Source organism: Microcoleus sp. D3_18a_C4 (assembly GCF_036702415.1).
Taxonomy (GTDB): domain Bacteria; phylum Cyanobacteriota; class Cyanobacteriia; order Cyanobacteriales; family Microcoleaceae; genus Microcoleus.
In genome coordinates this window covers 26,324-52,434 of record NZ_JAUBTI010000025.1, presented here as the reverse complement: position 1 = coordinate 52,434, position 26,111 = coordinate 26,324, and the positions used below count along the sequence as shown (strand labels likewise).

Below are 26,111 nucleotides of genomic sequence, written 5' to 3'. Positions count from 1 at the left end.
GAATCATTCTGGTAAAACCGACTCCCCAATGCTGTAACAACTTCAGATGTGTAAATATCTAACTCAACTGAAACTCTTCTACAGTTTGTCAGGCCAACCAGTTTTAACATTTTTGAAGGTGTTTGGTAATAAATTAGGTAAGTTGAACTCAAACTCAAAAGCTCAATATCATCAGGCGCTTTCTCAATAAAAGCTAGTGTCTTTTGAGCATACCTAAATTAGTGCTAATCGTCATAAAGTTGAGGAGATGAATCGAATGAAATCGAAATTATTTTGGAGTGCCTGCACCGTTTTGGTAGCAAGCTTGCCTGTTCCCGCATTGGCTCAAACAAGCCCTCCCACCAGCCCTCAAGCAGGTATTGACTACAGGGGTGGATCGAAGAAATACCAGTTGGTACCGGGCAGAATCCAAGACCGAACCTTGCCCAGAGCCTTTGACTTTCCAATTATTACCAATGTTGGTACTGACACTAGCATCACCTCGGATTTCCTAATTACCGATCAGTTTCGCGCCCCAGCGGGTCGTACAGAATACACCGGATCTCTCACCGCTTGGGCAGCATCAATCAGAGAATGTCTCGCCAAACAACCACTCTTGATTCGAGCCAGCACCAAGAACCCGATTCAGATTAATGGTAGAGTAGGCACGATTGTCAGAAACGCAAATAACCGTGCAGTTTGCAAATAAGCCAGCAATATCACAGGGGCTAAATTGACCGTAATTGCTGTAAGGGCGGGTTCACCAATATCTCCCATGCAAGCATCGATACAGTAAACCCGTCACCGCAGCGATATTGGGGTCAATCGAGGCCAGTTGATATAACTTCCGCTATCTATCTTAAAGATAAAAACTAGAGAGTGTTTGTGAACAAAAAGAGCAATAGGTTTTCTATTGCTCTTTTTGTTGGCGAAATTTCTATTAATATCTATTAGGAATTATATCATGTCCGGTCAATTAACCATGATTCCTGTAGGGGCGGGTTCGCCAAGATATTGAATAGAAACGGGAAAATCTGTAAACCCGCCCCGGCCTTTAATCGCGGTCAATCTATGGGACATAATATTATATGATATCGGCTGAAACGACATCATAATAAGAGGTTTGTAGTGAGGAATGCAAGTCCTTATCAAAGTTTAAGGACTTGCATTCCTCACTGCAAACGAGATAATTACGCAGAAACCAGCTTGTTTCCAAAAAATCCCGTGGAACCGGAGGGATATGGATTTTAACACCCGGTTTATGAAAGTTTGTCTGCGTAATTCACGATTTAGGAGCGCAAAATTCATGTGTACTCAGTAAAATTTCGCCATAATCAGGAATCCAAGCTAGCCACTGTTCTTCCGAAGATTCACACAACAGCCACGCTTCGTCAAAGCTGAATGCGGTTGGCGGATTGAACAATTTAACCCACATAGAAGGAGTCAATTTTGGTGCAGGTACGGCGCAGCCAAATTTTTCCCAGTCGCGGACACTGGCGAAGCTTCCGGGCGTTGGTTGGGATTGCCAAGTACGAATATCTGTTTGCAGTTGCATAATTACTCCTGTCTAGCTAAGAGTCTGCACCAGGGCGCGGTTGAAACAACCCAGAGCGAAGGCGCAGATAAATTTTGATTATGTAGTCTATGTTACGGAATTATCTAGGCGAATGTGTAAGGTTGTAGCAAAAATTTACAATCGAGAGGAAAAAACTGGCTCAAAGCTCAAAAGGTCGATCGGCTATTGTTGCGCTCGCTAACAATCGGCTACCATAGCAAAAAATATCTAATTTATTTCAAAAATTCCGACATGAACCAAACTGCAAAATCCCAGTGGAAAACTCTAGACCGCTTTGTAGAAATCAACTCTCATTGGGTAAAACTAATCGCCGAACATCTCGAAACAACCGAAGGAAAAACAGTAGAATATTGGCGAGTAGAAAGAGCAGATTCAGTTGTAATCTTGACCATTCAAGCTGACAAATTGCTGTTTCCCACACCGATGTATCGCCCCGGCGTGGCAGAAGCAACCCTCGATTTTCCCGGCGGTCGCGTACCAGCCGAAGCCACGCCAGCAGCAGCCGTTCCAGCTATAATGAAAAGGGAACTAGGCGTGACAGAAAGTGCGATCGCCCGCATCGAACCGATCAACACCATTGGCTGGGCAGTAAACAGTTCCTTTTCCAATCAAAAACTCTACGGTTTTGTTGCAGAATTGCACCCGACAGCAACAGTAAACCCCGAACTTCTCGGTGCTGAATATCCTGTCACCCCAGACGGAATTCGCGACTTGCTCAAAAAATTAACTTGCCTCCAATGTCGAGCCTTACTGCTAGAATGGCAAAATCAAGTCGATTTTAGATTTTAGGTTTTAGATTTTAGAATTGGGAGTTGTCCCCCGATGCTCGCTGATTTGAATTTTAGGACTTACGCTCATAAACCCGGTTTCTCTGAAAAATCTTGGGTTATACCAATTTTTTATGAGGCCCCGTAGAATCTGATCCCCCCTAACCCCCCTTAATAAGGGGAGTAGGGGGTGGGACAAGATTCTTCTCAAAGTCAACCCCTACTCCCCAACAATCAGGGGGATTTAGGGGGATCGAGATATGTGCAACTTCACCTTAAATTGGTATTAAGCAGCAAAATATCTAAGGATCGTGGATTAAATAACTTCCGTAGGTTGGGCCCGTGGCACGAACCCTCCGTTTCACTCCGCCCAAGCCCACGCTTGATTGTTGGGTTTCGTGCCTCAACCCAACCTACAAAAAATGCAAGTTATTTAATTCTAGTTCCTAATATAAAAACCTGGTTTCTAGCCCCTTGTCTGTAAGTTCTAAAATTCCTGAAAACCCAAATCACCGGAAGTAATCATGCCTCTCAATAAGGAAGTTGCTGTCGAATGCCTCGACGTGACATATCGCCTCAACCGCAGGCATTTAGTAGACCAACTCAATTTCAAAGTGCTGCAAGGAGAAGTTTTAGTATTGCTGGGACGCAGCGGTAGTGGCAAAACTACTACCATGAAATTGATTAACAATTTACTAACGCCAAGCAGTGGCGAAGTTCTTGTCATGGGAAAACCGACAACTCAGTGGAACCCAATTCAACTGCGCCGAAAAATTGGTTATGTGATTCAAGAAATCGGTTTGTTTCCCCATTTTACCGTGGAGCAAAACGTCGGTTTAGTGCCAAAATTAGAAGGTTGGGAGGGCGATCGTATTCAATCTCGCGTCCGGCAACTGTTAGAATTAGTCAACCTCGACCCCCAGCACTTCGCCAAACGCTATCCCCATCAGTTGTCCGGGGGACAGCGGCAGCGGGTAGGCGTCGCTAGAGCACTGGCGGCTGACCCTCCGATATTGTTAATGGACGAACCGTTTGGTGCTTTAGACCCGATTACTCGTCTGGAATTACAGCGGGAATTCGGTCAATTGCAGCAGCAACTGGGCAAAACAGTGATTTTTGTGACTCACGGGATTCAAGAAGCTTTTTTGTTAGCTTCTAGAATTGGTTTGATGCAAGACGGACGGTTGGTTGAATTGGCAACACCTGATGATTTTCTCAAATCTCACCATCCAGAAGCTGGGGCATTTCTTGAATGTTTGCAATTACCCGGGACGGGGTAATAATATGATGTGCGATCGCATCATTGGTTTATGGGTATGGGCGGGGCGGGTTTTTGAAGCTGATGGTTGGGAATTAAAGATATTGGTGAACCCGCCCCTACGAAATTTTTAATTATACCACAATTGCCAATTACCAAATGATAGAATTTTTAAATCGGTATGGCGCTGAGATAATTCGGCGCGCCAGCGAACACTTATATTTAGTAACTGTTGCAATTTTTTTCGCTATTATTGTGGGGATTCCCCTGGGGATTTTAGCCACGAGAAAACCCAAATTGAAAAAGCCAATTTTGGGATTTGCTAATATTATGCAAACAATTCCCAGTTTAGCTTTGTTTGGCTTGCTAATCCCCGTGCCGGTAGTGGGTGGAATAGGCGATCGCACGGCAATTATCGCCCTCACTCTGTATTCTTTACTGCCAATTATCCGCAATACTTATACTGGTATTGTCGGCGTCGATCCAGCGATTACGGAAGCCGGAAGAGGCATGGGAATGACTGATATGCAACTGTTATGGCAAGTGGAAATTCCCCTGGCGCTGGGCGTGATTCTGGCGGGGGTGCGAGTTGCCACAGTAATTGCGATCGGACTCGCTACAATCGCCGCTGCAATTGGTGCCGGCGGCTTGGGGGTGTTTATTTTCCGGGGCGTTGCTACCGTCAACAATCAGTTACTTTTGGCTGGGGCAATTCCGGCCGCTTTAATGGCATTAGTTGCGGATTTTGGGCTGGGTTTCGTAGAAGCGCGCCTCTCGAAAAGTACCTTAAAAACTATTAATGAAGAGTAAAATCCTGGCTACCTTCCGTCAGGGTTGTCACTCTCTGCGAACCAGAAGCATTCGCAGGATTTGCTATCAGATTGCGGATTTGATTTGAGCGTTCAATGTACTCTCGATCGCTCAAAACAGCTTGGCTTCCCTCCAGCGAAATAGCATCGGCCAAATCGATCCAAGAACGGCAACCGCCGTATTCAGGAATGTAGGGAATTTCGCGGATTTCTGCAAGGCGATAAGCCCGCAGCAATAAAATATAAATGGGCTGATTTTGTTTCCATTTCAGGCGATCGCTGACAAAATTTTCATTCCAAATATGGTACGGAAATAGCGCAGTAATTGCCGGTTCCCAAGCTACCAAAAAAACATCAGTAATCTCCGCCCAACTACCAATTCTAATAAGTTCTGGATGCCAACCAGATTCAACTTTCTGGACTTGATGTGCAAACTCCGGCTTTAATAAATCAGGCTGTTGGTGTTCAAAAGTTGGATACAGCAAAACCTGTTTGTCAGTGACATTGAACTGTCCTGCTTGCTCGCGAATTCCCCCCTTCCGCAACAGCACAATGGTTTGACCTTGTTCCAAAGCATTAACTGCTACATTCCATTCTTTCAGCGCCCTAGTAGTTGATTTCATAGGAATTTAGTTGGGTTTTAACAATAGTAACAAAAATGGGTACTTTCAAGCAAGTACAGCCATTTCTTCCTGTTAAAATTGGCGTAGTCCTGACTATGCAGGACTACCCTTTATTGCTAAATTCTCACTGCAAAAGATGCTGCTAATTCCCGTTCTGGTTCCATACCAACTGTAGGCGGCATGGAACGATTTGCTACTTGCTCGATCAGTTGTAAATGTTGCGGCAGCATCTTAGCTAAACTGTAGCGTTCTAGGGCGGTTTGACGGGCTTTGATGCGAATGTCTGCCATGCGGGTAGGATGGTCTAAAACTTCATCAATGCGATCGGCTACTTGTTTCGGTGAGAAGTAATCGACTAGCAAACCGTTTTCTCCGTCGCGGATAACTTCTCTGACTGGCCCTGTGTCGGAACCGATTACTAAACATCCGGTTGATAGAGATTCAATCATCGACCAAGATAGTACAAAAGGTCTGGTCAAATAAACGTGTACGTCGGATGCTTGAATTACTTTTAAATACAGTCCGTAAGGTAGGGGCCCGACAAAGTGAACTCGCGACAAATCTAGGGGTACTTTTTTGAGCATATAGTCTTTGTAAGACTCGCCGTTGGGTAAAGAACGCCCATAACAAACTCTTTCTGAACCAACGATTACGACGTGACAGTTGGGGCGGCGTTCTTGTACATAGGCGATCGACTCAATGAATTCGGGAAAACCCCGGTAAGGTTCCATTCCCCGCGATACGTAGGTGACAATTTCATCAACGCCAGACAAGTCTAAGTTAGGCAAAATTAGTTTAGCACCGGGGTCTGGTTTGAAGTAATCGGTATCTACCCCGTCGTGGAGTGTGGATAATTTTTGTTGTAATTCTGGCGGAAATTGCGATCGCTGCCAATAAGTGGGGGACAAACCCCAATCGCAAGAGTATAAATCGATCAAAATTGGCGCATTTTTGATTCTAATTCTGGCCATATCGTCAACTGTTAAAGGTTCCGCTGGATCGAAATCTGCGTCGGAACCAATAGCATGATAAAACCACTCGAAATAGCACAAAAGCGGCGTATTTGGAAAAGCTTCTTTGACGAACAATGTCGGCCCCCAACCGGAATGTCCGCAGATAATATCGGGTACGAAACCGTCGGCTTTGAGTTGTTCTGCCATTCTAAATACGGCTTGTCCGTAGATGACGGCACTTTCTAAAGGGCGGACGTATTGGTGAGTCTGCGCGTGGGGTTCCCGGCTGGGGGTAAATGCTGCTTTGCGAACGCCGGGAATGTTCCACTCTGGGCGCTCGTTTTTAGTGCCGAAAACAATTTGATTTTTCGGATCTGCGCCTAAAGCCGTGATTATGTGGCGGTATTGGGCGGGGAAGTTGGGATGGAGAAATAATGCTTTCATTGTCTGTTGTCTGTTGTCTGTTGTCGGTTGACTGTTGACTGTTTTCAGTTGTCTGTTGACTGATAACAATCTAAAATCTAAAATCGATTGACTGTTGACTGTTGACTGTTGACTGTTGACTGATAACAATCTAAAATCTAAAATCTAAAATCTAAAATCGATTGACTGTTTTCAGTTGTTAGTGGGAATAAAATATTTAGATTCGGCTAAAAAGCTTTAATTTTATTCATTGGGGGTTGGCGCTTTGCAGATCCAGACACAATCTCGCGGTACTGAAGATGTATTTTTCAGGATGATTTCATAGTTTAAATGAGTGAGAAATTTTTCCATAATTGTATCAGTCATAACTGAAAATGCAGTGCCGTCTCTGCGTCCCAGCAGGTTTTTGTCCCACTCGCCGGCGAATTTTTGCCACCCTAATTCGCTGAGAATATTGCTGTGGTGAAAGACGCAAATTCGATCGCCCCGCAGCAGTTTGGGAATTCGAGTCAGGTAGTTGAATATATCTACCGGCTCTACGTGTACCAGTGTATCGTAACAAAAGCAGACATCGGCTGAACCTGGAGCGATGCCGTCTAATGTTAAACCGTCGAGTTTGACGTAAGAAACGCGATCGTCTCCCAAGCGCGATCGCGCCGCTTGCAGCATTTGACTGGAAATGTCGGCACAAATTAGTCGATCGCAATATTTCAGCAACAGCGAACCTGTTTTTCCGCCGCCGATACCAATTTCTAAAACCGTATGTTCTTTTTTGATGTACGGCGCAATAAATTGCTGTTCTATCAAGGATTCATATTCTGATAGCGAGTTAGCCGCACCGGCACCTTTCCCTATCCATTCATCGCCCAAATAAGCGAGTTCAGGATTATTGTTTTTCCATTCTTGGGCGTAGCTATCCCAAGCTTCTTCGTAATCTCTTTTAGGCGGTATTATTTCCATTTTTTTTTTTTCTGTCTCAGAATACACAAACAAAAGTCGCTTGATAGTCCTCCGGGCTGCTCCATTAAGATTTGTTCAATCTCCAGCAATAACTGGACGATCGTTTCACTCTTTGGTTCTCCGTCTGAAAGTCGAGCGTGATCTAAAAAAGGGTAAAGTTCGTGAAGCAACCCCCCACCGGCTAGATTCAACACTTCCACATCAAAGTAGAATTCTAAAAACGGAAGTATCAGCTTTGACCGGACTGCTTCTGAAGGATCTCTCGCCAATACTTTCTCAATACTTGGACTAGAAAATTTTTCAGTTGTTCCCGACCTTAGCGTGTAGTGAAAACATTTGTAAATGCGATTAATGACATCCACTTGAGCTTGATTATATATATTGTAGCAATCTCCTATGTATTCATTGACAATAAAATATCCATCGGGTTTTAAACACTCCCGAACAATTGATAAACATCGTTCTAGTTCTTTGACGTGATGCAGCGAACCAGAGCAAAAAACTAGATCGTATTTTTTATTATCATCAATCGCAAAAACATTAAAGTCATCTTGATAAAAATTAATCTCTACGCCCGCTGCTGCTGCATCTTTTCTAGCAATTTCTAAAGAACTTTCGGAAAAGTCAAAGGCATCAATTTGAGTTGCCAATCCTAATTTAGCCATGAGAATCTCGTGATTTCCCACTCCGCAACCAATAGACAAAAGACGATCGAAGCGTCGATTTTTGAAATATTTTTTGACTAACCAGGTTAGCCAGTAACCTTGAGTCTTACCACCTGACAGCCGATGGTTTATAGCTTGTTCGATAATCGGATTAGACAACCAGTAACCCTGCTTCCCAATTGCGGCTGTTGGGTTACTCTCCCAGTAATTTTTAGCTGTTAATTCCTTGGAGGTGTTCTCTTCCCTGCCGATCGAAATTTGACGCCCTACTTTTTCACCATTGAATCTAGAAGGATTACTTTTTAGTAGTAAAATAACCTTCTCTAAAAATTTGACCATAAGCTTGAGTCATTTCTGCAAAACTATTCAACGACTCTAACACATATTTAGCATTTTCTGCTAACCGTTGCCGCAAAGATTTATCTTCCAATAAACTATGCAGTGAGGCCGCTAGTTCTTCTGGGCGATCGGGCGTGTAAAACAAACCGTTAATTCCCGGTCTCACTTGTTCTTTAATCCCAAAAACGGGCGTTGTAATAATTGGCAAATCGCAAGCCATCGCTTCCAAAATCACTCTGGGAAAACTTTCGACGCGAGAAGTACACACAAAAATATCAGCCGCTTTGTAATATTTTCCCGTTTCCCCAGTTTCCGGGACTACTGTCACCCTTTGCCGCAACTCTTCTGGCAATTCCCCCACCAACTCGGCTAATTTATTGCTGTAAATACTGGGACGATCGCCCACAATAAAACATCTAATTTTATTGTGCCATTTGTCAGGCAAAAGAGAAAGTGCTTGAACTAAATCCTGCTGTCCTTTGCGTTCGCATACCGTTCCCAGCAGCAGAATTACCACATCTTCCGCTGCAACACCTAAAGTTTTTCTAGCCAATTCAGAGTTCTCCGAATTTTCCAGTTTGCTCAAATCTAAGCCGTTGTGAATCACGGTAAAATTGTGGTGGCTGTTGAGAGGCAAATACCTGTCCCGCGTGGCATCTGCCACAAAAATAACTTTGTAAGGAAAGCGAAAACACTCTAAAGCTCTCGCCGCAATCTCCGAACCAAACCTGTTAAAATAAGTTTGCCAAGGTTCGCTTTCGTGCACGTTCCACACCGCCGGAATTCCGATTTGCCGTGCGGCATCAATTACAAAAAAGTTTTCTAAAGTATTGGCATAAATTGCATCTACTTTTAAACTTTCAATTTCTGTGCTAAAACTGCGGATGGCTTCATCATAAGCATCGCGCTGGTAGATGTGTTCGAGAGGATTGTCGCGCACAATTACTTCAATTCCCTGCTGTTCGTAAGCTTGACGCAGGGGCCCGTCTGTTACGCAAAGTACGATCGGCTTAATCACACCCTCAGCCGCCAATTTCACCGCGATTTCGTACTGATGCAGCGGCGCCCCCGTAAAATCCAGCGAATTGCTGCACATCAAAACTCTGATAGGATGAATCAAATTCTCTGCTTCTGCTACCAACAAACCAGAATCATTAAATTTTACTTCTTCCTTATCTATTACATCCGTTACATAATCCGTTGCCGAACCTTCTTCCTTCATAAAAACCCGTCGAGGTTGAATATGAAAATACTCATCTTCTAAAGACAAGTGAGGACTGTAAAAACTGTCATTTTTGCCCGCATACTTACGCCTAAAAGCTGCCACTTCTTGAGGATTGTCGGTAAAACCCCTAGAAGTTCCCTCTTTGTGCAACAACTCCGCATCGGGACAATATACGCACCGATAACCGCGTTCTAACAGTCGGTATCCGTAATCTGCATCATTGTAAGCAACAGCAAAATTCTCCTCATCAAAACCGCCCAATTCTAAGAACAATTGACGCGGAGTAATCATGCAAGCCGCTGTTACCGCAGAGTAATTTCGCGTTACCATAGCTTGAGAAAGATAGCCTCGATTTTCGCTGTTCATCAGCTTAAAAGCGTGACCCGCCAAACCGTGATGCAGCCCGTGAATTACGCCCGCGTGCTGAATTCTGCCGTCGGGATATAAAAGCCGCGCGCCGACTGCACCCACAGCGGGAATTTGAGCGTATCCCACGATTTGACTCAGCCAGCGGGGGTTAATTACTTCAGTATCGTTGTTCAAAAACAAAACATATTCGCTATCAACTTGTTCCGCAGCGCGGTTGTTAATTGCTGCAAAACTAAACTTGCCACCAGGATTTTTAATCCTCAAAACTTGGCAAGTTAATTGGTTTAAATATTCCAGAGTTTTCGGGTCGTCGCTTTCGTTGTCGATAACGGCAACTTGATAATTTTTGTATGTTGTAGTTTCTAGAGAATCCAGACAGGCTTTCAGCAATTTGAGCTGATTTTTAGTAGGAATAATTACCGTTACTGATGGGCCGTTATCCGGGAACTCCTGGGCAAATATGCCCAGATTTTCTTTAACTGCCCATGCGTGCTGAGCGACATTGCCGTTAATTTTTCGGCGGTTTAGTGCGTCTTGAATGGCTTGTTGACCTGCGGCAAAACTGGCGGGTTTCGCTGCCCCAGATATGGCTGTAGAACCGGGTGCGGTTCGCCAGTGATATAGCACTAGCGGCAGGTGCGCGACGTGGCGAGAAATTTCGGTTGCTCTCAAGGCAAAATCGTAATCTTGCGAGCCTTCAAAACCTAGCCGCAAACCGCCTATTTGTTCAAAAATGTGTCTTTTTACGGCGCACAAATGACCGAGATACATATAAGAAAGCAGCAGTTCCGGCGACCATTCGGGTTTGAATTGCGGGGCAAATCGGCGACCTTTAGTGTCGATTTTGTCGTCGTCTGAGTAAAGAAAATCGGTGTCTGGATGCGCTGCAAAATATAGGGCGACTTCGCCTAATGCGTCGGGAGTTAGTTCGTCGTCGTTGTCTAAAAACAGGATGATGTCGCCTGTTGCGAGGGCGGCGGCGCTGTTGGTTGCTGCGCTGATGTTGCCGTTTTCTGTACGAAATGTGATGCGGATACGATCGTCCTTTTGAACCCAGCTTTTCAAATTTTCAGCAACAGTGAAATCGGTGCTGCAATCATCGGCAATGCACAGTTCCCAGTTTGGATAAACTTGATTGATTACGCTGTCGATCGCACTTTCTAAAAAATCTATCTGCGGGTTGTAAACTGGCATTACTACCGAAATTTTTGGCAGGGGTTCCCGGCAGGATTTTAACCGAGAAATCAAGTAATCGCGCGCGCGATCGTTCCACTGATTCACCAGCAGCCACGCGTCATACCTATCAATGGGTTGAGCCACCACAAAACCCGCAGGTGGCAGTAAATCTCCCGGCGCACTAAACTGTTTTTGCTGCCGATAAATCTTCCCCAACTGGCGAATCACTTTCACAATTTCCCAAGGCATCGGCACAATTCTGCCGAGACGCTGTTTTCTTTCCTTCGCCCGCTGCTGAATTGCCGCTGTAAACCTTGATAACTCCTCAAACTTATCAGCACTTCGCTGCCAGATATGGTAGCGCCGCACTGTCAATATTTTAGGCGCTTGAAAAGACAAAATTTCCCCGGTTTCTAACTCAGCTTGCAGAGAAACGTGCCATTCCCCTGGCGGCAAATCGACAAGGGCCTCAAAACCGCTTTCCGAACTGTTAACCCAGTCGGGAAACACTTCGCCGACATCTTTTCGCCGTAAACCGTAGGCGCATTCTACAGAAGTATCGCCGCACAACAAGCTTAATTTAGCAATTTTGCGATCGTGGTGGCAGCACCAACCTGCAAACAAAATTTGACCCTGACGCTGTTCCCACACCACCGGTACATCTAACGATGCTTGAATCGTTGAAACTAACAGCGGATAAGCTGCCAACAAATGCCATTTACCTCGATCGTCTTGCGCTTCCAGTAGCACTTCGTGCCGTCCCGCAGGCGCTTCCAATTGAATTGTAAAACCTGATTTCTGCGCCGCCGGAATATTAGAGTGTGCTAGCGCTATATCACTTCTATCTATGCCGTAAACGCCTGCGAAACTCTGGTCTTTAATTCTGGCGCGGACTGCTGTAGTCTCTCTTTTTTGGTTAAAAACCCAGCCCACAATTAGCAGGTTGGAATCACAAACTTGCCAAGTAGTGGGTCGATCTAACGAAAAAATAAATTTAGGGAACCAGTCGCGGATTTGGCGCTGAACTTCCCACAACTTTTCTCTCACTTGCCACCCTATTGAAGACTTGATTGTAGCAAGTTCTGCCCGAAAATTTTCATTTTCCTGGCGGGAGTGTTCTAATTTTTCCTGAGTCTCCTTTAATTTTTCCTGATTTTGACTTTGTGCGGTTTCTAACTGAAGTAACTCAGCTAACTTTTGCTGCAATATAAATTCAGTCTCTTCAAATTGTACCTGAGTTTGCCCTAATTCTGCTTCTAATTCTAATACTTTCGCTAACGCTGTTTGAAATTGCGATTCTTTGCCTGCAAGCTGTACCTGAGTTTGTCCTAATTCTGTTTCTAATCCGAGGAGTTTCGCTAACGCTTCTTGAAATTGCGATTCTTTGCCTGCAAGCTGTACCTGAGTTTCCCCTAATTCTGCTTCTAATTTTAAGACTTTTGTTAAAGCTTCTTGAAATTGCGATTCTTTGCCTGCAAGCTGTACCTGAGTTTGTCCTAATTCTGTTTCTAATCCGAGAAGTTTTGCTAAAGCTTCTTGAAAATTTGCTTCTTTGCCTGCAAGCTGTACTTGAGTTGCTCCTAATTCTGTCTCTAATCCCAACACTTTCGCCTGGGCCTGGTGAAATTGTTCTTGCCACTGTTTGAGTTCGGAAGAGCTGGTTTTTTGCTGTTTTTCCAGCAAGCGGATTTTTAGCCAATCTTCAAATGGCCAGACTGGAGATGCTGGGAAATGAATAACTCGATCGATCGCACCTTTCGATTCGCTGCTGAGATTGCCAGCTTGGGTTTCCAAAAGTTCATATAGTTCTAATGCTTCGGGAAAATATTTTTCTATTAAACTCGGTCTGTGACTTTGGACAATATCGTTGACTAATAAAGATTCTTCAAAATTGTCGCCCGGTATCGCACCTAAGTTAACATTAAATTTTTCGTTGACTCGATCGAGGAAAAGTTCAGGAGTGTTGCCGATGGGGTAAACGTTGGCTAGGAGACAGCGATGGGGGAAAGCTTCGTAAAGTTCTAAAACTTTTTGATTGTAGTGAATCCACATTTTTACTGCCTTTTCGGGATTTTGCAGCAAGCTGACATCGGTTCCCCGGCGGTAAAGGGAATCGACTACTTCCCAGGGCGATCGATAAACACAGATAAAATTAGCTTGGGGGAGCAAAGTCAGCCAAAACTCCCAAAAAAGGGCTGTTCGCGGGTCTTTCCAACCCCAATGTTTGTGAGGAAGTTGATTTTGGTCGATCGCCCTTTTGGCGATTTCGACGTATTCGGCTGCTACCGGAATCGTTTTTTCAAACGTACATCCGAGTTCATCAATACCGTGCGATCGCAAAACACTTTTGTGAAACTCCACAAAATCAACATTCTCGAAATGACCTTTCACATTTCCGTCAGCCGGGCCCACTAACTTTTTGCCAATATCAACCCCGACTTTCTGAAACAAAGAAGCTGTTAAAGACGTACCGGAACGGTGCATTCCGGTAACAATAAAAACCGATGGTTTGCTGTCATTTGTACTCACAATTTCTCTCCCTTCTCCCTCGCCCTAATTCCACACCAAATTTACTCGCTACTCTCCCGCTAAGCCCAGGGATTGCCTGACTTGAAACCACGCGCTTCTGAGCTTCCAGAACTTGCTGCTTTCCATTGCCAAAACCCGACACTTCGCTTGCTCTAGTTCTTCCTTGAGATTAATTAGCTGATTTTGTGTTTTATCCAACTGCGTTTGCACAGATACTAACTGCTTTTGAGTTTGCTCCAATTGCGTTTGAGCTGAAACTAATTGGGTTTGAGTTTCTTGCAAGTTTCTTTGAGATTCTTCCAACTTTGTTTCAGTAATCATTAACTTATTTTGATTTTGCTCCCCTTCTCTCCTCGCCGACGCTAACTGAGTCTCAAGTAATTTGAGTTTGGTCTTAGTAGACCCCAACAAAGACTGCGATTGTCTTTGGTTAATCAGGGAGTTAACAGTGCAAGTTTCCAGAATCCATTCCCAACCATAGTTATTGATTGCTTTGACTGTTAACACATCCTCCAGCCCTACAGTGTTTTTGGGTAAATAACAGCTCCAACCCGACTGCAAAGCCCCATCATTTTCAAAATATCCAGCTACATCGGGGCGATCGTAAAAAGGCTCGCATCTCTGTACAACCTCGCCGTTTACCAGCACTTGCAGGTACTCAATTCTACCGCCGATATTTAGATCGGCGGCCCATCCTTCCAGATACAAATTCTCCTTATTCGTAAAAGCAGCAACATCAATATATCCTTCCGGGTGATGATTGAATTTCAACTCCGAAAAATCTCTAACTAGCTCCTTTGTGACAACATACAAATCCTGAAACCTGCATATCCCTTTTTTGATGCGGTGAACAAAAGCTTTGCCTCCGCTAACTCGCTCGACAGTTTCTCTTACAAACTTTTCAGTTACATAAGTTGTGCCGTATTCTTCCTTGTCTAAAGACTGACTTTCGCTGTTGGCGCTGAACAAAATACCGCTGGCAGGCATTTCTACATGAGGAGCCCGCAAACACTCATCGTGAACGCTAAACATCAAAACGCCGTTAGCAGTCAACAAATCGTACAAATTTTGCAACCAACTTGTAAAAGTTCTTTCCGGCATATGGCTGAAAAAAGAATTAGCCAGAATGCAGTCAAACTTTCGGTCAATTAAATAATTTTCAGGTTGCCCAGTTGAGACAATACCGTTGACGCCCAAGTATTCAGTTTGAAACTTAACCGCGTTAGCATAAATATCAGAAACCCAAATTCGTTCCGGCGGTATTTCCTGAATCAAAAACCTGGTAAATCGACCGTAACCGCAGGCAAAATCTAGAAAAGAAGGTACATTTTCCCAACTGCCAAAATGCCATTCCACAACTTGTTTAACCGTATCCAAGATGCGACGCCCGATCGAATAATAGCGCACCAAAGCCCGATCGCGATCGTCTTGGACGTTGTTCAAGCTGAACAAATACATTTCATCGTCTTCGCAGATATGCAGTTTAAAATTTTCGGGAAACTTAGCTTGCTCTCGAATAAATGCTTTGATTACCGGATTTTCTACTAAATCTAAATTGATATCGCTCATTGTTCTCACAGAATTTTAGATAACTTCGGTTGACTGCTCTTTCACCAGAGAATCAGAATTAACAACAGTTAAACACGGTTCGATAAGCAAGTCAACGATGCCGTTGCCGCAGGACTCAGTACAAGACTGAACTCTAAACATCGCCACATCAACGCAGCGATCCAGATAAGTTAAATCTCCATCTACCGTTCCCACAACCCCAGCATTCAGAAAATAAACACCGGGATTCAACAAACATTTAAAATTAAACTTCACTACAATTGTCGTTCCAGCTTCCACATACCTAACTGACTGAGTAGAAGCCTTCAAAGAAGCACCCGCCAACTCAAAACCGCTAATTGTTTTAATCAACATTCCAAACCTAACTTTGGAAGTTGACCGGGAGAAAGTGACAGAGTAAGTGTAAATATAATCTTGACGGCCAAGCAAGTGATTTACCACCTTTCCCTTCAGCGTCTCGATGTGGGGGTTGATAATTTCCGCTCCGCGAGACGGATACCTTACCGTATTCGACGGTATCATCCCCGGATCGTAAAATTCCTCGTAATATTCCTTGGGTTTGGAGAGATGTTGAGCGGGTTTAACTTCCCTCTTTGTGGTTTCTAAATTAGCATCCTGAAGGTGGTCTTGACTTTCCTGTTTTGTCAGTTGGTTCAGAGCTCGAATATCTGACTTCAACCCCAAAACCTGATCCGGATCGGCATAAATCAGCTTTTGATACTTAGAAATTACCACCTTCGGCGTGTGAGCGAGCAGCAATTCACCGCTATCCATTAAAATCGCCGACGTACAAAGTTGCACCACAGAAGTAGCAGCGTGAGAAACAAATAAAATTGTTCCGCCACCTTCCTGAATGCTTTGCAAGCGGGCAAAACACTTGCGTTGAAAAGCTTCGTCGCCCACCGAAAGCGCCTCGTCAACCACCAAAATATCTGGCTCGACGCTAGTCGCAACGGCAAAAGCTAGCCTGACAAACATACCGCTAGAATAAGTCTTGACTGGCTGTTCGATGAAATCGCCAATATCAGCAAAAGCAGCTATATCGTCAAACTTTTCTTCAGTTTCTTTTTGATTGAATCCCAGTAACTGAGCGTTAAAAAACACATTTTGTCGCCCGGTAAATTCCGGGTTAAACCCGCTTCCGAGTTCCAACAAAGCGGAGACTCGGCCTTTAACATCTACGCTTCCTGTGGTAGGAGTCAGCGTCCCTACAATTATTTGCAGGAGAGTGCTTTTTCCCGAACCGTTGCGACCGACGATTCCCAGAGTTTGTCCTTGAGGAATTTCCAGATTGATGTCGTGCAGGGCCCAAAATTCGTCAGCCAGTTTTTTGTTTGGGTAAATAATTTCCTTTAAGCGGTCTCCGGGACGATCGTACCGCTTAAAGCATTTGGAAACATTTTTTAGTGAAATTACATTTTCTGTCATCCGATTTTAGATTTTAGATTTTAGATTTTAGATTGATATTATGTCCGCTCGAACTAAAAATAGGTTTGTAGTGAGTACGACCGTCCTCTGATTTTTATGAGGACTTGCATTCCGATGCTGCAAACACCTTTATGGGGATTTTAGATTGAAGAATTGACTTTAGCTCTAAAACAAATTTACAGCACGTCAGCAAAAGCGGGACGCAAACGCCGGTAAACTGCCAAACCCCCACAAAATATAGCAGCAGAAATTAGCGTGGCGACACCCCATTCGCCCCAATGCTTAACTTCTCCAAGCAGTATGAGGTCTCGATAAACCTCCGAGATGGCGGCCATTGGATTGAGCCAAAATATCCACGCTCGCCACTCTTGGGGGATGATTGATGCTGGGTAGACGATCGGCGTCAAATAAAACCAAAAATTTAGAATAACACCTAATGTCTGAGGAATGTCTCGCAAAAATACAGTCAAGCCCGCTGTCAAATATCCCAAACCAGCAGTTATCAGCAACTGAGGTATCCACACCAGCGGCAGCAAGCATAAAGTAGCGTTGAGCTTTTGCGACGACACTGCTACTATCACAATCAAAGCTGCTAAACCCAGAGAACTTTCAAGAAAAGCTGTAAAAATCGGCACTAGGGGCAGCAAACCGAGAGGAAATACCACTTTTTTTACTAAATTCGGCTGTCCCACCACCGATACTGCCGACTTGATCAAGCCACTGGTGAAGGCAGTCCAAGGCAGCAAACCTGCAAACAACCAGACTCCAAATGTAATGTCGCTGTTTTCTGGGAAGCCTGCAAGGCTCAGCTTTACCTTGAGGACGATCGAAAATACATAAGTGTAAATCACCAATTGCGATAGCTGATTCAGCAGCGGCCACAAATTGCCCAGAATCGAGCCTTTGTATTGAGATTCCAAGTCCCGGCGCACCAATGTTGCCAGCAGATTCAGCTTCGCCCACCGCCGGGACGTACTTGCGGGCAGCCTGCCGCGCACCCTTCGGGCCTTTTGGGCAACTCCTTTCACCGTTCTCAGCAATTTTTTCGCCCTCGTTCACTCGCTTCACACCTAAATCAACTCAAGCTACAATTGTGCAGCTTTTGCTAAACCGCAATTATTCCACAGCCTTGTCGTTTTGATCAAGGATCTGCCACCCTGGCTTGGGCTTCTTCGTTCTTTCTTCTTTCCCCTTCCTTCGGAGGTTATTTTACAGCGCCGATCGCACTGCCGAACCGATCGCCCGTTTTTGCTCGTCGTCGTAGCCCCACCGCTGGAAAAATTTTTCATACTCGCCGTTGCCACTCTGCAAACTTTCTAGCATTTGCGACGCTATAGTTTGACAGGCTGGCATTTGCAGGATTTGAATTAAATTGCGCGATCGCTCCTGCACTCTAGCAGAACCGGCCGCCATTTCCTCCTTTTGCTGGCGCGAATGATGTACAACCATTGCCGCCGACATCGCCAAATTTTTCACCAGCAGTTCTGCTACGATCTCAGGAGCCGATCGCAGCGCCTCGACTACTCCGGGTGACGGGTGATCTGCCTCCTCTCCATCGTCCGTTAGATAGGTGACAAAAAACCCCCTAGCACCGTTCTGTGTTTTCACCAGAGATGTAACAGCTTGCTGGATGTCGGCTTGTAAAAGTCGTGAAGCGTAGCTATCCCGTAGGGAATCGGCCTCCATGAACGAGAGTAAAGATTGAGTCAGCTCGATCGCCCCCTCAAAAGTTATGCTTTCCGATGCTAATAAAGAAGATGGAATACTCATAACGAACTCAATAATTGTAAAGATTCTGCCAATAATTGTAAACAATTCCCGCTGCCCGATCGCAAATAAATATGGCTATTATCTCCTCCAAACAACAGCCCCCCGATCCAAATCTACCCGAAGACATAGCCCCAGCCCGTCGCAAAAAAGCCGCCAAACCCCAGGCGGAATCATTGCTAGAATCGCAAGAACTACCCGACGAAATCAACAGCAAACAAGACGACAAAATCCGACCCCAGCGGTTAGCTGAATACATCGGGCAAAAAGACTTAAGAGAAGTTTTGGCGATCGCAATTGCAGCAGCCAAATCTCGCGGCGAACCTATGGATCACCTGTTACTATACGGGCCTCCAGGGTTAGGAAAAACCACAATGTCGCTAATTCTAGCAGCAGAAATGGAAGTTGAATGCAAAATCACCACCGCCCCAGCGTTAGAAAAACCGCGAGATATTGTCGGATTGCTGATCAACCTCAAAGCAGGCGACGTGCTGTTTATCGACGAAATTCACCGCTTATCTAAAGTTACGGAAGAAATCCTCTATCCGGCGATGGAAGACTGTCGGTTAGATATTACGATCGGTCAAGGAAAAACCGCCAAAATCCGCAGCATACCCCTGAAACCCTTTACCTTAGTAGGAGCAACCACAAAAGTCGGATCGCTGACATCTCCATTGCGCGATCGCTTCGGCTTGATCCAAAGATTGCGCTACTACGAAATAGACGAACTTAGTCTAATTGTCCAAAGAACCGCCCAAGTTCTCGACACTCAAATCACCCCAGAAGGAGCCACAGAAATTGCCCGCCGAGCTCGTGGAACCCCCCGCATCGCTAACCGCTTGCTGCGGCGAGTTAGAGACTACAGCGAAGTCAAAAATTTAAAGCCAATTGATGCCGAAGTTGCCTCACTCGCCCTGGAATTATTCAACGTCGATCCGCTAGGTTTAGATTGGACTGATCGGCGCATTTTGACAGCAATGATTGAGAACTTTAACGGCGGCCCAGTGGGCTTAGAAACCCTCGCAGCTTCTACAGGAGAAGACACTCAAACCATTGAGGATGTATACGAACCGTACTTAATGCAAATCGGATTTTTGCAGCGGACAAATCGCGGGAGAATGGTAACTATTGCTGCTAGAAAACACTTAGGTTTTATGGAATAAAAGGAGTAAAAAATGGTACAAATACAAACAAAAACACTAAGTTTATCCGAGTTTCTAAAACTACCAGAAACAGAACCAGCTAGCGAGTATATCAACGGTCAAATCATCCAAAAACCTATGCCACAAGGAAAACATAGCAGGATTCAAGGTGAATTAGTCCCAGCGATCAATGTCGTAGTTAAAAAGCCGAAAACTGCCTTAGCTTTTCCAGAATTGCGGTGTACTTTTGACGGCAGATCGATCGTGCCAGATGTCACAGTATTTACTTGGGACAGAATACCAGTTGATGAAAATGGGGATGTTGCGAATGTATTTGAAACTTACCCTGATTGGACAATTGAAATTCTCTCTCCAGGCCAGAGTCAAACTAAAGTAACTGGGAATATTTTACACTGTCTGAAAAACGGCACTAAAATGGGTTGGCTCATCGATCCGATGGTGCGCTCGATCTTAATTTATCCCCCTGGCAAGCAACCGGAAATTTTAGCAAAACCCGAAGAATTGTTACCCGTTCCAGATTGGGCAGCAGAATTGCGGCTGACGGTAGGAGATTTGTTTGGGTGGTTGAAACTATAGCCGAAGTCAGTTGACAGTTGACAGTTGACAGTTGACAGTTGACAGTTGACTGTTGACAGTTGACTGTTGGCTGTTGGCTAATGACTAATGACTAATAACTAATAACTAATAACTAATAACTAATGACTGATAACTCCTCTTATAAATTAAGTAGGGTGTGCAGGGCGCACCTTACCGCTATAAGTAGTGTGAAACCAATTTTGGCATCCAGGAATGAACTAATAACCAATAACCAATAACTAATAACTCCTAAGATAAATTATTTTTCCATCTTTTTTACATCCGTAAAATCAGCTTTTAAATCATGGGAAACCAGCGACAAATTCCGCAAAGCTTTTTCTCGATCGCTCGCAATTTTTAGAGCTGTTTCCCAAGTAAAAGTAAAAGAATGAAAAGAATCCGCATCAATTCTATCTTCATCCAAATCCGCCATAACTTGCTTAAAAATCTCAAACAACTCTTCTTGCAACCGATCTATTTCCTCAAAACTTCCGGCTTGGCGGCTTCTTTGAATCAAATTTAGAATAATCAAATTAAATTTGTCAGCTCGATTTTTTTGTTTCTGCAAAAAGCGCGATCGCAACTGCCAAAGCCAAGAAACAAAAAGAGTGACAAACGAAAAAGACAAGCCGATAACATCGGAATTTGCTGCAAAAAAATCCGGCTTTTCGCGATCGTAATAAGCCTGAGCGCCCTCATGTACGGGCAAAGCCAAACCGCCACTTTCCGACGGCTGACTAATCATGGCCGCCAAAGAATTAGCAGCTACCAAATTGCGGCGGTGCTCGAACAAAATCCGCGTAATTTCCTTAACTATTACCGGATCGACATCCTCATGAACCAACAGAGTAGCCTGCACCTCAACGCTAGGCAAATCCACATCTGGTACTGCGGGAGCGGCCTTGTAAGTACCCTTAGGAATCAAGTGATCTTCCAGATAAGGCCACTTAATTTTCATCGCCGCCGCTTGGTCGATGGACACCAATTTGCCCCGCGTATTTTGCAGCAAATCGCTAAGCGCATCGCTCCCCAGAGGTTGCACCCGAAAAATAGCATCCGCCTCGCCGCTAGCAAACAACTTAGTAGCCTCAGTCCAAGAGCCAGGAGTAGACTTAAAATCGCTTGGTTTCAAACCGTAATGTTTGCTGACCAACCAAAAAGAACTATAAGAACCGCTGCCTTGAGCCATCAGCGCAATATGTTTTCCTTTTAAATCAGAAACGCTTTCAATTCCCGACTGTTCCGAAACAATTAAATGAAAAACTTCCTTAAACAAAGAAGCAATTACCCGCGCTTGGGACACAGCAGCCGTATCGTTCTGGACAATAGCTAACTGAGCCTCATTTGCCTCAAGCCGGCGCATATTTTCGTCAGAGCCTTCAGTCTCAACAACTTTAATCCGCAGGCGCGGATTTTGTTGCATAACTACCTCAGCAATTGCTTGTCCGAAAGGATAATAATAGCCTGTCTTGGTTCCAGTCGCCAGGGTTAATTCATAGACTCGCTGCTTGTCTTTGTGCACCTCCCAGCCAAAAACTCCAATCAGGACAACGCTTACTAGAGCAACGGGAAGCAGAAATTTATTTTGCATAGAGGTTGAGACTCGTTAGAATGGCAAAATCAAAAGTATTCTCGATGAAAATGAAAATAGGACTCGGAAAATTCGACGCGCCCGATTGTGGAGGAGCCAATAGCCAATTCCCTGTTTGGCCGATGCTTTTAGGCCCCATCCGATGGGGGATTTCCCATAGGGAATTTTAGATTAAGATTACCACTCAATCTAAAATATACAATCTAAAATCTAAAATTGTCCGATGCTTTTAGGCCCAATGCCCAATTCCCAATTCCCAATTCCCAATTCCCAATTCCCCATTCCCATGTTACTATAGCAATCCTAAATCATTTGCATAATTCTTGTAGGGGCCATCCCACGCCCGGTTGCCCGATAGATAGGGGGTAGGCAAAGAAAGGCACTACCCCTACGAATTTATCTGAATCATTTAGGATTGCTATAATAACTTATAACTCCTCTTATAAATTAAGTAGGGTGTACAGGGCGAACCTTACCGCTATCGGTAGGGTGAAACCACTTTTTGCATCCAGGAATGAACCAATAACCAATAACTACTAACTGCTAATATAAATTAGTTTTCCATCTTTTTTACATCCGTAAAATCAGCTTTTAAATCATGGGAAACCAGCGACAAATTCCGCAAAGCTTTTTCTCGATCGCTCGCAATTTTTAGAGCTGTTTCCCAAGTAAAAGTAAAAGAATGAAAAGAATCCGCATCAATTCTATCTTCATCCAAATCCGCCATAACTTGCTTAAAAATCTCAAACAACTCTTCTTGCAACCGATCTATTTCCTCAAAACTTCCGGCTTGGCGGCTTCTTTGAATCAAATTTAGAATAATCAAATTAAACTTGTCAGCTCGATTTTTTTGTTTCTGCAAAAAGCGCGATCGCAACTGCCAAAGCCAAGAAACAAAAAGAGTGACAAACGAAAAAGACAAGCCGATAACATCGGAATTTGCTGCAAAAAAATCCGGCTTTTCGCGATCGTAATAAGCCTGAGCGCCCTCATGTACGGGCAAAGCCAAACCGCCGCTTTCGGACGGCTGACTAATCATGGCCGCCAAAGAATTAGCAGCTACCAAATTGCGGCGGTGCTCGAACAAAATCCGCGTAATTTCCTTAACTATTACCGGATCGACATCCTTGCGAACCAACAGAGTAGCCTGCACCTCAACGCTAGGCAAATCCACATCTGGTACTGCGGGAGCGGCCTTGTAAGTACCCTTAGGAATCAAGTGATCTTCCAGATAAGGCCACTTAATTTTCATCGCCGCCGCTTGGTCGATGGGCACCAATTTGCCCCGCGTATTTTGCAGCAAATCGCTAAGCGCATCGCTCCCCAGAGGTTGCACCCGAAACATAGCATCAACCTCGCCGCTAGCAAACAACTTAGTAGTCTCAGCCCAAGAGCCAGTAGTAAACTGAAAATCGCTTTGTTTCAAACCGTAATGTTTGCTGACCAACCAAAAAGAACTGTAAGAAGTGCTGCCTTGCTCCCTCAGCGCAATATGTTTTCCTTTTAAATCAGAAACACTTTCAATCCCCGACTGTTCCGAAACAATTAAATGAAAAACTTCCTTAAACAAAGAAGCAATTACCCGCGCTTGGGGCACTGCCCCCGTAGTGTTCAGGGCAATAGCTAACTGAGCCTCATTTGCCTGAATCCGGCGCATATTTTCGTCACCGCCTTGAGTCTCAACAACTTTAATCCGCAGGCGCGGATTTTGTTGCATAACTACCTCAGCAATTGCTTGTCCGAAAGGATAATAATAGCCTGTCTTGCTTCCCGTCAGTAGGGTTAATTCATGGACTCGCTGCTTGTCTTTGTACACATCCCAGCCAAAAACTCCAATCAGGACAACGCTTAATAGAGCAACGGGAAGCAGAAATTTATTTTGCATAGAGGTTGAGACTCGATCAATAATGGCAAAATCCAAAGTATTCTAGTTAAAAATAAAAATGGGACTCGGAAAATTCGACGCGCCCCATAGTGGAGGAGCCAATAGCGAATTCCCTGTTTGGTCGATGCTTTTAGACCCCATCCGATGGGGGATTTCCCATAGGGGATTTTAGATTAAGATTACCACTCAATCTAAAATATACAATCTACAATCTAAAATTGTCCGATGCTTTTAGGCACAATGCCCAATTCCCAATTCCCAATTCCCAATTCCCAATTCCCTATTCCCCATTCCTCATGTTAATATCCCTCAGAATAGAAAACTTTGCCTTAATTGACTGCCTGGATCTAGAATTTGGCCCGAGTTTGAACGTATTTACAGGGGAAACCGGCGCTGGTAAATCGATTATCCTAGATGCGATCGATGCAGTGTTGGGCGGGAAAGTCGATCGCCGATCGATTCGCACCGGAGCAACGCGGGCAATATTGGAAGCTACCTTTGAACTGGACAAAGCTTCCGCAAGATGGCTGGGCGAGCAAGAAATCGAACCCATAGACGGAAATTTAGCCGTTTGCAGCCGGGAAATTAACGCATCGAGCGGTGCTCTACGCAGCCGATCGCGCTTGAACGGAATTCTCGTCAACCGCCAGTTAATGGATCAACTGCGCGATCGGCTTGTCGAAATTACCGCCCAAGGCCAAACCGTCCACCTCGGACAAGAAACCCTCCAGCGAGAATGGCTCGATTTATACGGCGGCAAAAAGCTCACTGAAGCGCGATCGACAATCGCCTCCGCGTGGCTGGGAGCCAACAGCGCCAAAACCGCCCTCAAACGCAGGCGTCAGTCGGAACAGCAGCGACTGCAAAGACTTGATTTGTTAGAATACCAAGTCCGAGAACTCGGCGAAGCCCATATCGAAAACGCCGACGAACTCGAACAGCTAGAACACGAATCAATCCGGCTAGGCCACGTCGTCGAATTGCAGCAGCAGAGTTACCAAGTCCACCAAGCCCTGTACCAAAACGATGGCGACAGCGCATCAGCCGCCGACTTGTTGAGCAAAGCCGAAGTAATTTTAAGCGACATGGCCGTTTACGATGTGCAGTTGCAACCAATCCTAGAAATGGTCAGCGATGCTTTAGCTCAAGCCACAGAAGCCAGCCGACAAATTAGCAGCTACGGCGAACAATTAGAAGCAGATCCCGAAAGACTCGAAGAAGTAGAAGATCGGATTCGCGAACTCAAACAAATTTGTCGCAAATACGGGCCGCTCAAAGAAGCGATCGCCTACTACCAAAGCATTCAAAACGAACTAAATGAACTTTTAGAAGGAGGCGAGTCAATGGAAGCCTTAGAACTCGCATATCAGACCGCTTTAGAGCAATTAAAAGACGCTTGCAGCCACCTCACCACCCTGCGACGCGAAGCAGCCCTCAAACTAGAAACGCACCTCGTAGGAGAACTTAAGCCGTTAGCAATGGAAAAAGTGCAATTTCAAGTCGAGATCTCGCCTTGTACCCCAAGCGCTACGGGTGCAGACCAAATCGCCTTTTGTTTCAGCCCCAATCCGGGCGAACCTTTGCAACCTTTGGGCGCGATCGCCTCTGGGGGAGAAATGAGCCGCTTTCTACTCGCTATCAAAGCCTGTTTTTCCCAAATAGAAAGTGCCGGCACCCTGATTTTTGACGAAATCGACGCCGGAGTCTCCGGGAGAGTCGCTGGGGCGATCGCCAAAAAACTCTACCAACTTTCCGACAAACACCAAGTTCTCTGCGTCACCCACCAGCCGCTGATCGCCGCGATGGCTGATTTTCATTTTCGCGTCAACAAACAGACGATCGAAGCAGAACCAAGTATCGGCGAACCCGCAGCCGACTCCGAACCAGTCGAACGCACAGTAGTCAGAGTTGCCGCTCTCAACAGTGACCAGCGGCGGGAAGAACTCGCCCAACTCGCCAGCGGCCGCTCAGCAACAGAAGCCATCGCCTTCGCCGAATCCCTGCTTGTCGAAGCCGCCGGATTGCGCCAAACTCAGTCGGCCCAACCCTGATCGCACCCTCAAGCCGATCGGGGGGCCAAAAGGCGGAGTTTTTTCCGAGTCGGAGGTTACACTAAAAATGTCAACCGCAAATTTTACAAAAAAAAGCTGAAAACCCCGTGAATTTAGTGGGCTGAAAGCTAAGAGCAGCAAAATAGAGATAAATTCTAGTTAAAAACCACAATTGTGTAGAGAAGGGCACACATCACTAGCAACAGATAGTGTCACAATTGCGGCTAGTCCCACAAGACCACCCCTCTTTCAGCAGTCATCCCGCCAGTACGCATTCTTCTGCGGGCGATCGGCTCAAAGATCGCCAGAACCTACTTAAACCAGGTACGCACAATGTCAAAATCAGTTAATAAACCCTTTAAACAAGATTCGCGATCTCTAAAAAGATTGCAGCACTCCCACCGCCTCGTTACTCTCCCACCCTCCCTTG

At 45.1% G+C, this 26,111-nt stretch carries 19 protein-coding genes; 7 read left to right on the top strand and 12 right to left on the bottom strand.

All coding sequences use genetic code 11. The annotated features are described in order from the left end of the window. Positions 1 to 256 precede the first annotated feature (256 nt). Positions 257 to 688, top strand: coding sequence for a hypothetical protein (locus QUB16_RS13995; RefSeq protein ID WP_333316875.1), 432 nt, complete (start codon positions 257 to 259; stop codon positions 686 to 688). Positions 689 to 1,261: 573 nt separating this feature from the next. Here the strand turns inward: QUB16_RS13995 and QUB16_RS13990 are convergent. Beyond that, positions 1,262 to 1,534 (bottom strand): hypothetical protein, encoded by a 273-nt coding sequence (locus QUB16_RS13990; RefSeq protein WP_333316873.1) that lies wholly within the window; start codon positions 1,532 to 1,534, stop codon positions 1,262 to 1,264. A 252-nt stretch (positions 1,535 to 1,786) separates the two neighbouring features. On the opposite strand from QUB16_RS13990, the gene QUB16_RS13985 reads away from it, so the two are divergent. The 3 genes from QUB16_RS13985 to QUB16_RS13975 all read left to right on the top strand — a co-directional run bounded on the left by QUB16_RS13985 (position 1,787) and on the right by QUB16_RS13975 (position 4,390). Continuing rightward, positions 1,787 to 2,344: an NUDIX hydrolase gene (locus tag QUB16_RS13985; RefSeq protein ID WP_333316871.1), complete on the top strand. Its 558-nt coding sequence runs from the start codon at positions 1,787 to 1,789 to the stop codon at positions 2,342 to 2,344. A 502-nt stretch (positions 2,345 to 2,846) separates the two neighbouring features. Next, positions 2,847 to 3,602: an ATP-binding cassette domain-containing protein gene (locus tag QUB16_RS13980; protein WP_333316869.1), complete on the top strand. Its 756-nt coding sequence runs from the start codon at positions 2,847 to 2,849 to the stop codon at positions 3,600 to 3,602. A gap of 137 nt (positions 3,603 to 3,739) precedes the next feature. Further along, positions 3,740 to 4,390 carry an ABC transporter permease gene (locus tag QUB16_RS13975; RefSeq protein ID WP_333316867.1) on the top strand — a complete coding sequence of 217 codons (651 nt, stop codon included), beginning with the start codon at positions 3,740 to 3,742 and terminating at the stop codon, positions 4,388 to 4,390. Here the strand turns inward: QUB16_RS13975 and QUB16_RS13970 are convergent. The 9 genes from QUB16_RS13970 to QUB16_RS13930 all read right to left on the bottom strand — a co-directional run bounded on the left by QUB16_RS13970 (position 4,377) and on the right by QUB16_RS13930 (position 18,418). After that, a complete protein-coding gene (locus tag QUB16_RS13970) occupies positions 4,377 to 5,012 on the bottom strand; it encodes a DUF1802 family protein (RefSeq protein ID WP_333316865.1) in 636 nt (211 codons plus the stop codon). The genes QUB16_RS13975 and QUB16_RS13970 overlap by 14 nt on opposite strands. 116 nt (positions 5,013 to 5,128) lie before the next feature. After that, positions 5,129 to 6,409 carry a glycosyltransferase family 4 protein gene (locus QUB16_RS13965; protein WP_333101594.1) on the bottom strand — a complete coding sequence of 427 codons (1,281 nt, stop codon included), beginning with the start codon at positions 6,407 to 6,409 and terminating at the stop codon, positions 5,129 to 5,131. Positions 6,410 to 6,631: 222 nt separating this feature from the next. After that, positions 6,632 to 7,348, bottom strand: coding sequence for a class I SAM-dependent methyltransferase (locus QUB16_RS13960; RefSeq protein ID WP_333316863.1), 717 nt, complete (start codon positions 7,346 to 7,348; stop codon positions 6,632 to 6,634). Then, positions 7,339 to 8,352 (bottom strand): class I SAM-dependent methyltransferase, encoded by a 1,014-nt coding sequence (locus QUB16_RS13955; RefSeq protein ID WP_333316861.1) that lies wholly within the window; start codon positions 8,350 to 8,352, stop codon positions 7,339 to 7,341. The genes QUB16_RS13960 and QUB16_RS13955 overlap by 10 nt, the downstream gene beginning before the upstream one ends. Continuing rightward, a complete protein-coding gene (locus QUB16_RS13950; RefSeq protein ID WP_333316858.1) occupies positions 8,309 to 13,651 on the bottom strand; it encodes a glycosyltransferase in 5,343 nt (1,780 codons plus the stop codon). Before QUB16_RS13950 ends, QUB16_RS13955 begins: the two co-directional genes overlap by 44 nt. A 48-nt stretch (positions 13,652 to 13,699) precedes the next feature. After that, the gene (locus QUB16_RS13945) at positions 13,700 to 15,220 is read right to left on the bottom strand and encodes a methyltransferase (protein WP_333316855.1); all 1,521 of its coding nucleotides are present in this window, start codon (positions 15,218 to 15,220) and stop codon (positions 13,700 to 13,702) included. A 15-nt stretch (positions 15,221 to 15,235) separates the two neighbouring features. Then, the gene (locus QUB16_RS13940) at positions 15,236 to 16,648 is read right to left on the bottom strand and encodes an ABC transporter ATP-binding protein (RefSeq protein ID WP_333316853.1); all 1,413 of its coding nucleotides are present in this window, start codon (positions 16,646 to 16,648) and stop codon (positions 15,236 to 15,238) included. A 176-nt stretch (positions 16,649 to 16,824) separates the two neighbouring features. Beyond that, complete coding sequence (locus QUB16_RS13935) at positions 16,825 to 17,676, bottom strand: ABC transporter permease (RefSeq protein ID WP_445251123.1); 852 nt, start codon at positions 17,674 to 17,676, stop codon at positions 16,825 to 16,827. 181 nt (positions 17,677 to 17,857) lie between these two features. Then, on the bottom strand, positions 17,858 to 18,418 hold the full coding sequence (locus QUB16_RS13930; protein WP_333316851.1) for a hypothetical protein: 561 nt from the start codon (positions 18,416 to 18,418) through the stop codon (positions 17,858 to 17,860). Between the two features lie 71 nt (positions 18,419 to 18,489). Here QUB16_RS13930 and ruvB point away from each other — a divergent pair, with 71 nt between their 5' ends. Then, positions 18,490 to 19,578 carry a Holliday junction branch migration DNA helicase RuvB gene (ruvB, locus tag QUB16_RS13925; protein ID WP_333316849.1) on the top strand — a complete coding sequence of 363 codons (1,089 nt, stop codon included), beginning with the start codon at positions 18,490 to 18,492 and terminating at the stop codon, positions 19,576 to 19,578. A 12-nt stretch (positions 19,579 to 19,590) separates the two neighbouring features. Continuing rightward, positions 19,591 to 20,154 (top strand): Uma2 family endonuclease, encoded by a 564-nt coding sequence (locus tag QUB16_RS13920; RefSeq protein ID WP_333316847.1) that lies wholly within the window; start codon positions 19,591 to 19,593, stop codon positions 20,152 to 20,154. 259 nt (positions 20,155 to 20,413) lie between these two features. Here the strand turns inward: QUB16_RS13920 and QUB16_RS13915 are convergent, their stop codons facing one another. Next, complete coding sequence (locus QUB16_RS13915; protein WP_333316845.1) at positions 20,414 to 21,745, bottom strand: TAXI family TRAP transporter solute-binding subunit; 1,332 nt, start codon at positions 21,743 to 21,745, stop codon at positions 20,414 to 20,416. 553 nt (positions 21,746 to 22,298) lie between these two features. Next, positions 22,299 to 23,630, bottom strand: a complete 1,332-nt coding sequence (locus tag QUB16_RS13910) for a TAXI family TRAP transporter solute-binding subunit (protein ID WP_333316843.1) — start codon at positions 23,628 to 23,630, stop codon at positions 22,299 to 22,301. Positions 23,631 to 23,926: 296 nt separating this feature from the next. Between QUB16_RS13910 and recN the strand changes: the two genes are divergently transcribed. Next, positions 23,927 to 25,681: a DNA repair protein RecN gene (gene recN, locus QUB16_RS13905; RefSeq protein WP_333316841.1), complete on the top strand. Its 1,755-nt coding sequence runs from the start codon at positions 23,927 to 23,929 to the stop codon at positions 25,679 to 25,681. Positions 25,682 to 26,111 lie beyond the last annotated feature (430 nt).

Excerpts from the sequence above, each read along its gene's own strand:
- QUB16_RS13995 (WP_333316875.1), top strand. The coding sequence starts at position 257 with ATGAAATCGAAATTATTTTGGAGTGCCTGCACCGTTTTGGTAGCAAGC.
- QUB16_RS13990 (WP_333316873.1), bottom strand. The coding sequence starts at position 1,534 with ATGCAACTGCAAACAGATATTCGTACTTGGCAATCCCAACCAACGCCC.
- QUB16_RS13985 (WP_333316871.1), top strand. The coding sequence starts at position 1,787 with ATGAACCAAACTGCAAAATCCCAGTGGAAAACTCTAGACCGCTTTGTA.
- QUB16_RS13980 (WP_333316869.1), top strand. The coding sequence starts at position 2,847 with ATGCCTCTCAATAAGGAAGTTGCTGTCGAATGCCTCGACGTGACATAT.
- QUB16_RS13975 (WP_333316867.1), top strand. The coding sequence starts at position 3,740 with ATGATAGAATTTTTAAATCGGTATGGCGCTGAGATAATTCGGCGCGCC.
- QUB16_RS13970 (WP_333316865.1), bottom strand. The coding sequence starts at position 5,012 with ATGAAATCAACTACTAGGGCGCTGAAAGAATGGAATGTAGCAGTTAAT.
- QUB16_RS13965 (WP_333101594.1), bottom strand. The coding sequence starts at position 6,409 with ATGAAAGCATTATTTCTCCATCCCAACTTCCCCGCCCAATACCGCCAC.
- QUB16_RS13960 (WP_333316863.1), bottom strand. The coding sequence starts at position 7,348 with ATGGAAATAATACCGCCTAAAAGAGATTACGAAGAAGCTTGGGATAGC.
- QUB16_RS13955 (WP_333316861.1), bottom strand. The coding sequence starts at position 8,352 with ATGGTCAAATTTTTAGAGAAGGTTATTTTACTACTAAAAAGTAATCCT.
- QUB16_RS13945 (WP_333316855.1), bottom strand. The coding sequence starts at position 15,220 with ATGAGCGATATCAATTTAGATTTAGTAGAAAATCCGGTAATCAAAGCA.
- QUB16_RS13940 (WP_333316853.1), bottom strand. The coding sequence starts at position 16,648 with ATGACAGAAAATGTAATTTCACTAAAAAATGTTTCCAAATGCTTTAAG.
- QUB16_RS13930 (WP_333316851.1), bottom strand. The coding sequence starts at position 18,418 with ATGAGTATTCCATCTTCTTTATTAGCATCGGAAAGCATAACTTTTGAG.
- ruvB (WP_333316849.1), top strand. The coding sequence starts at position 18,490 with ATGGCTATTATCTCCTCCAAACAACAGCCCCCCGATCCAAATCTACCC.
- QUB16_RS13920 (WP_333316847.1), top strand. The coding sequence starts at position 19,591 with ATGGTACAAATACAAACAAAAACACTAAGTTTATCCGAGTTTCTAAAA.
- QUB16_RS13915 (WP_333316845.1), bottom strand. The coding sequence starts at position 21,745 with ATGCAAAATAAATTTCTGCTTCCCGTTGCTCTAGTAAGCGTTGTCCTG.
- QUB16_RS13910 (WP_333316843.1), bottom strand. The coding sequence starts at position 23,630 with ATGCAAAATAAATTTCTGCTTCCCGTTGCTCTATTAAGCGTTGTCCTG.
- recN (WP_333316841.1), top strand. The coding sequence starts at position 23,927 with ATGTTAATATCCCTCAGAATAGAAAACTTTGCCTTAATTGACTGCCTG.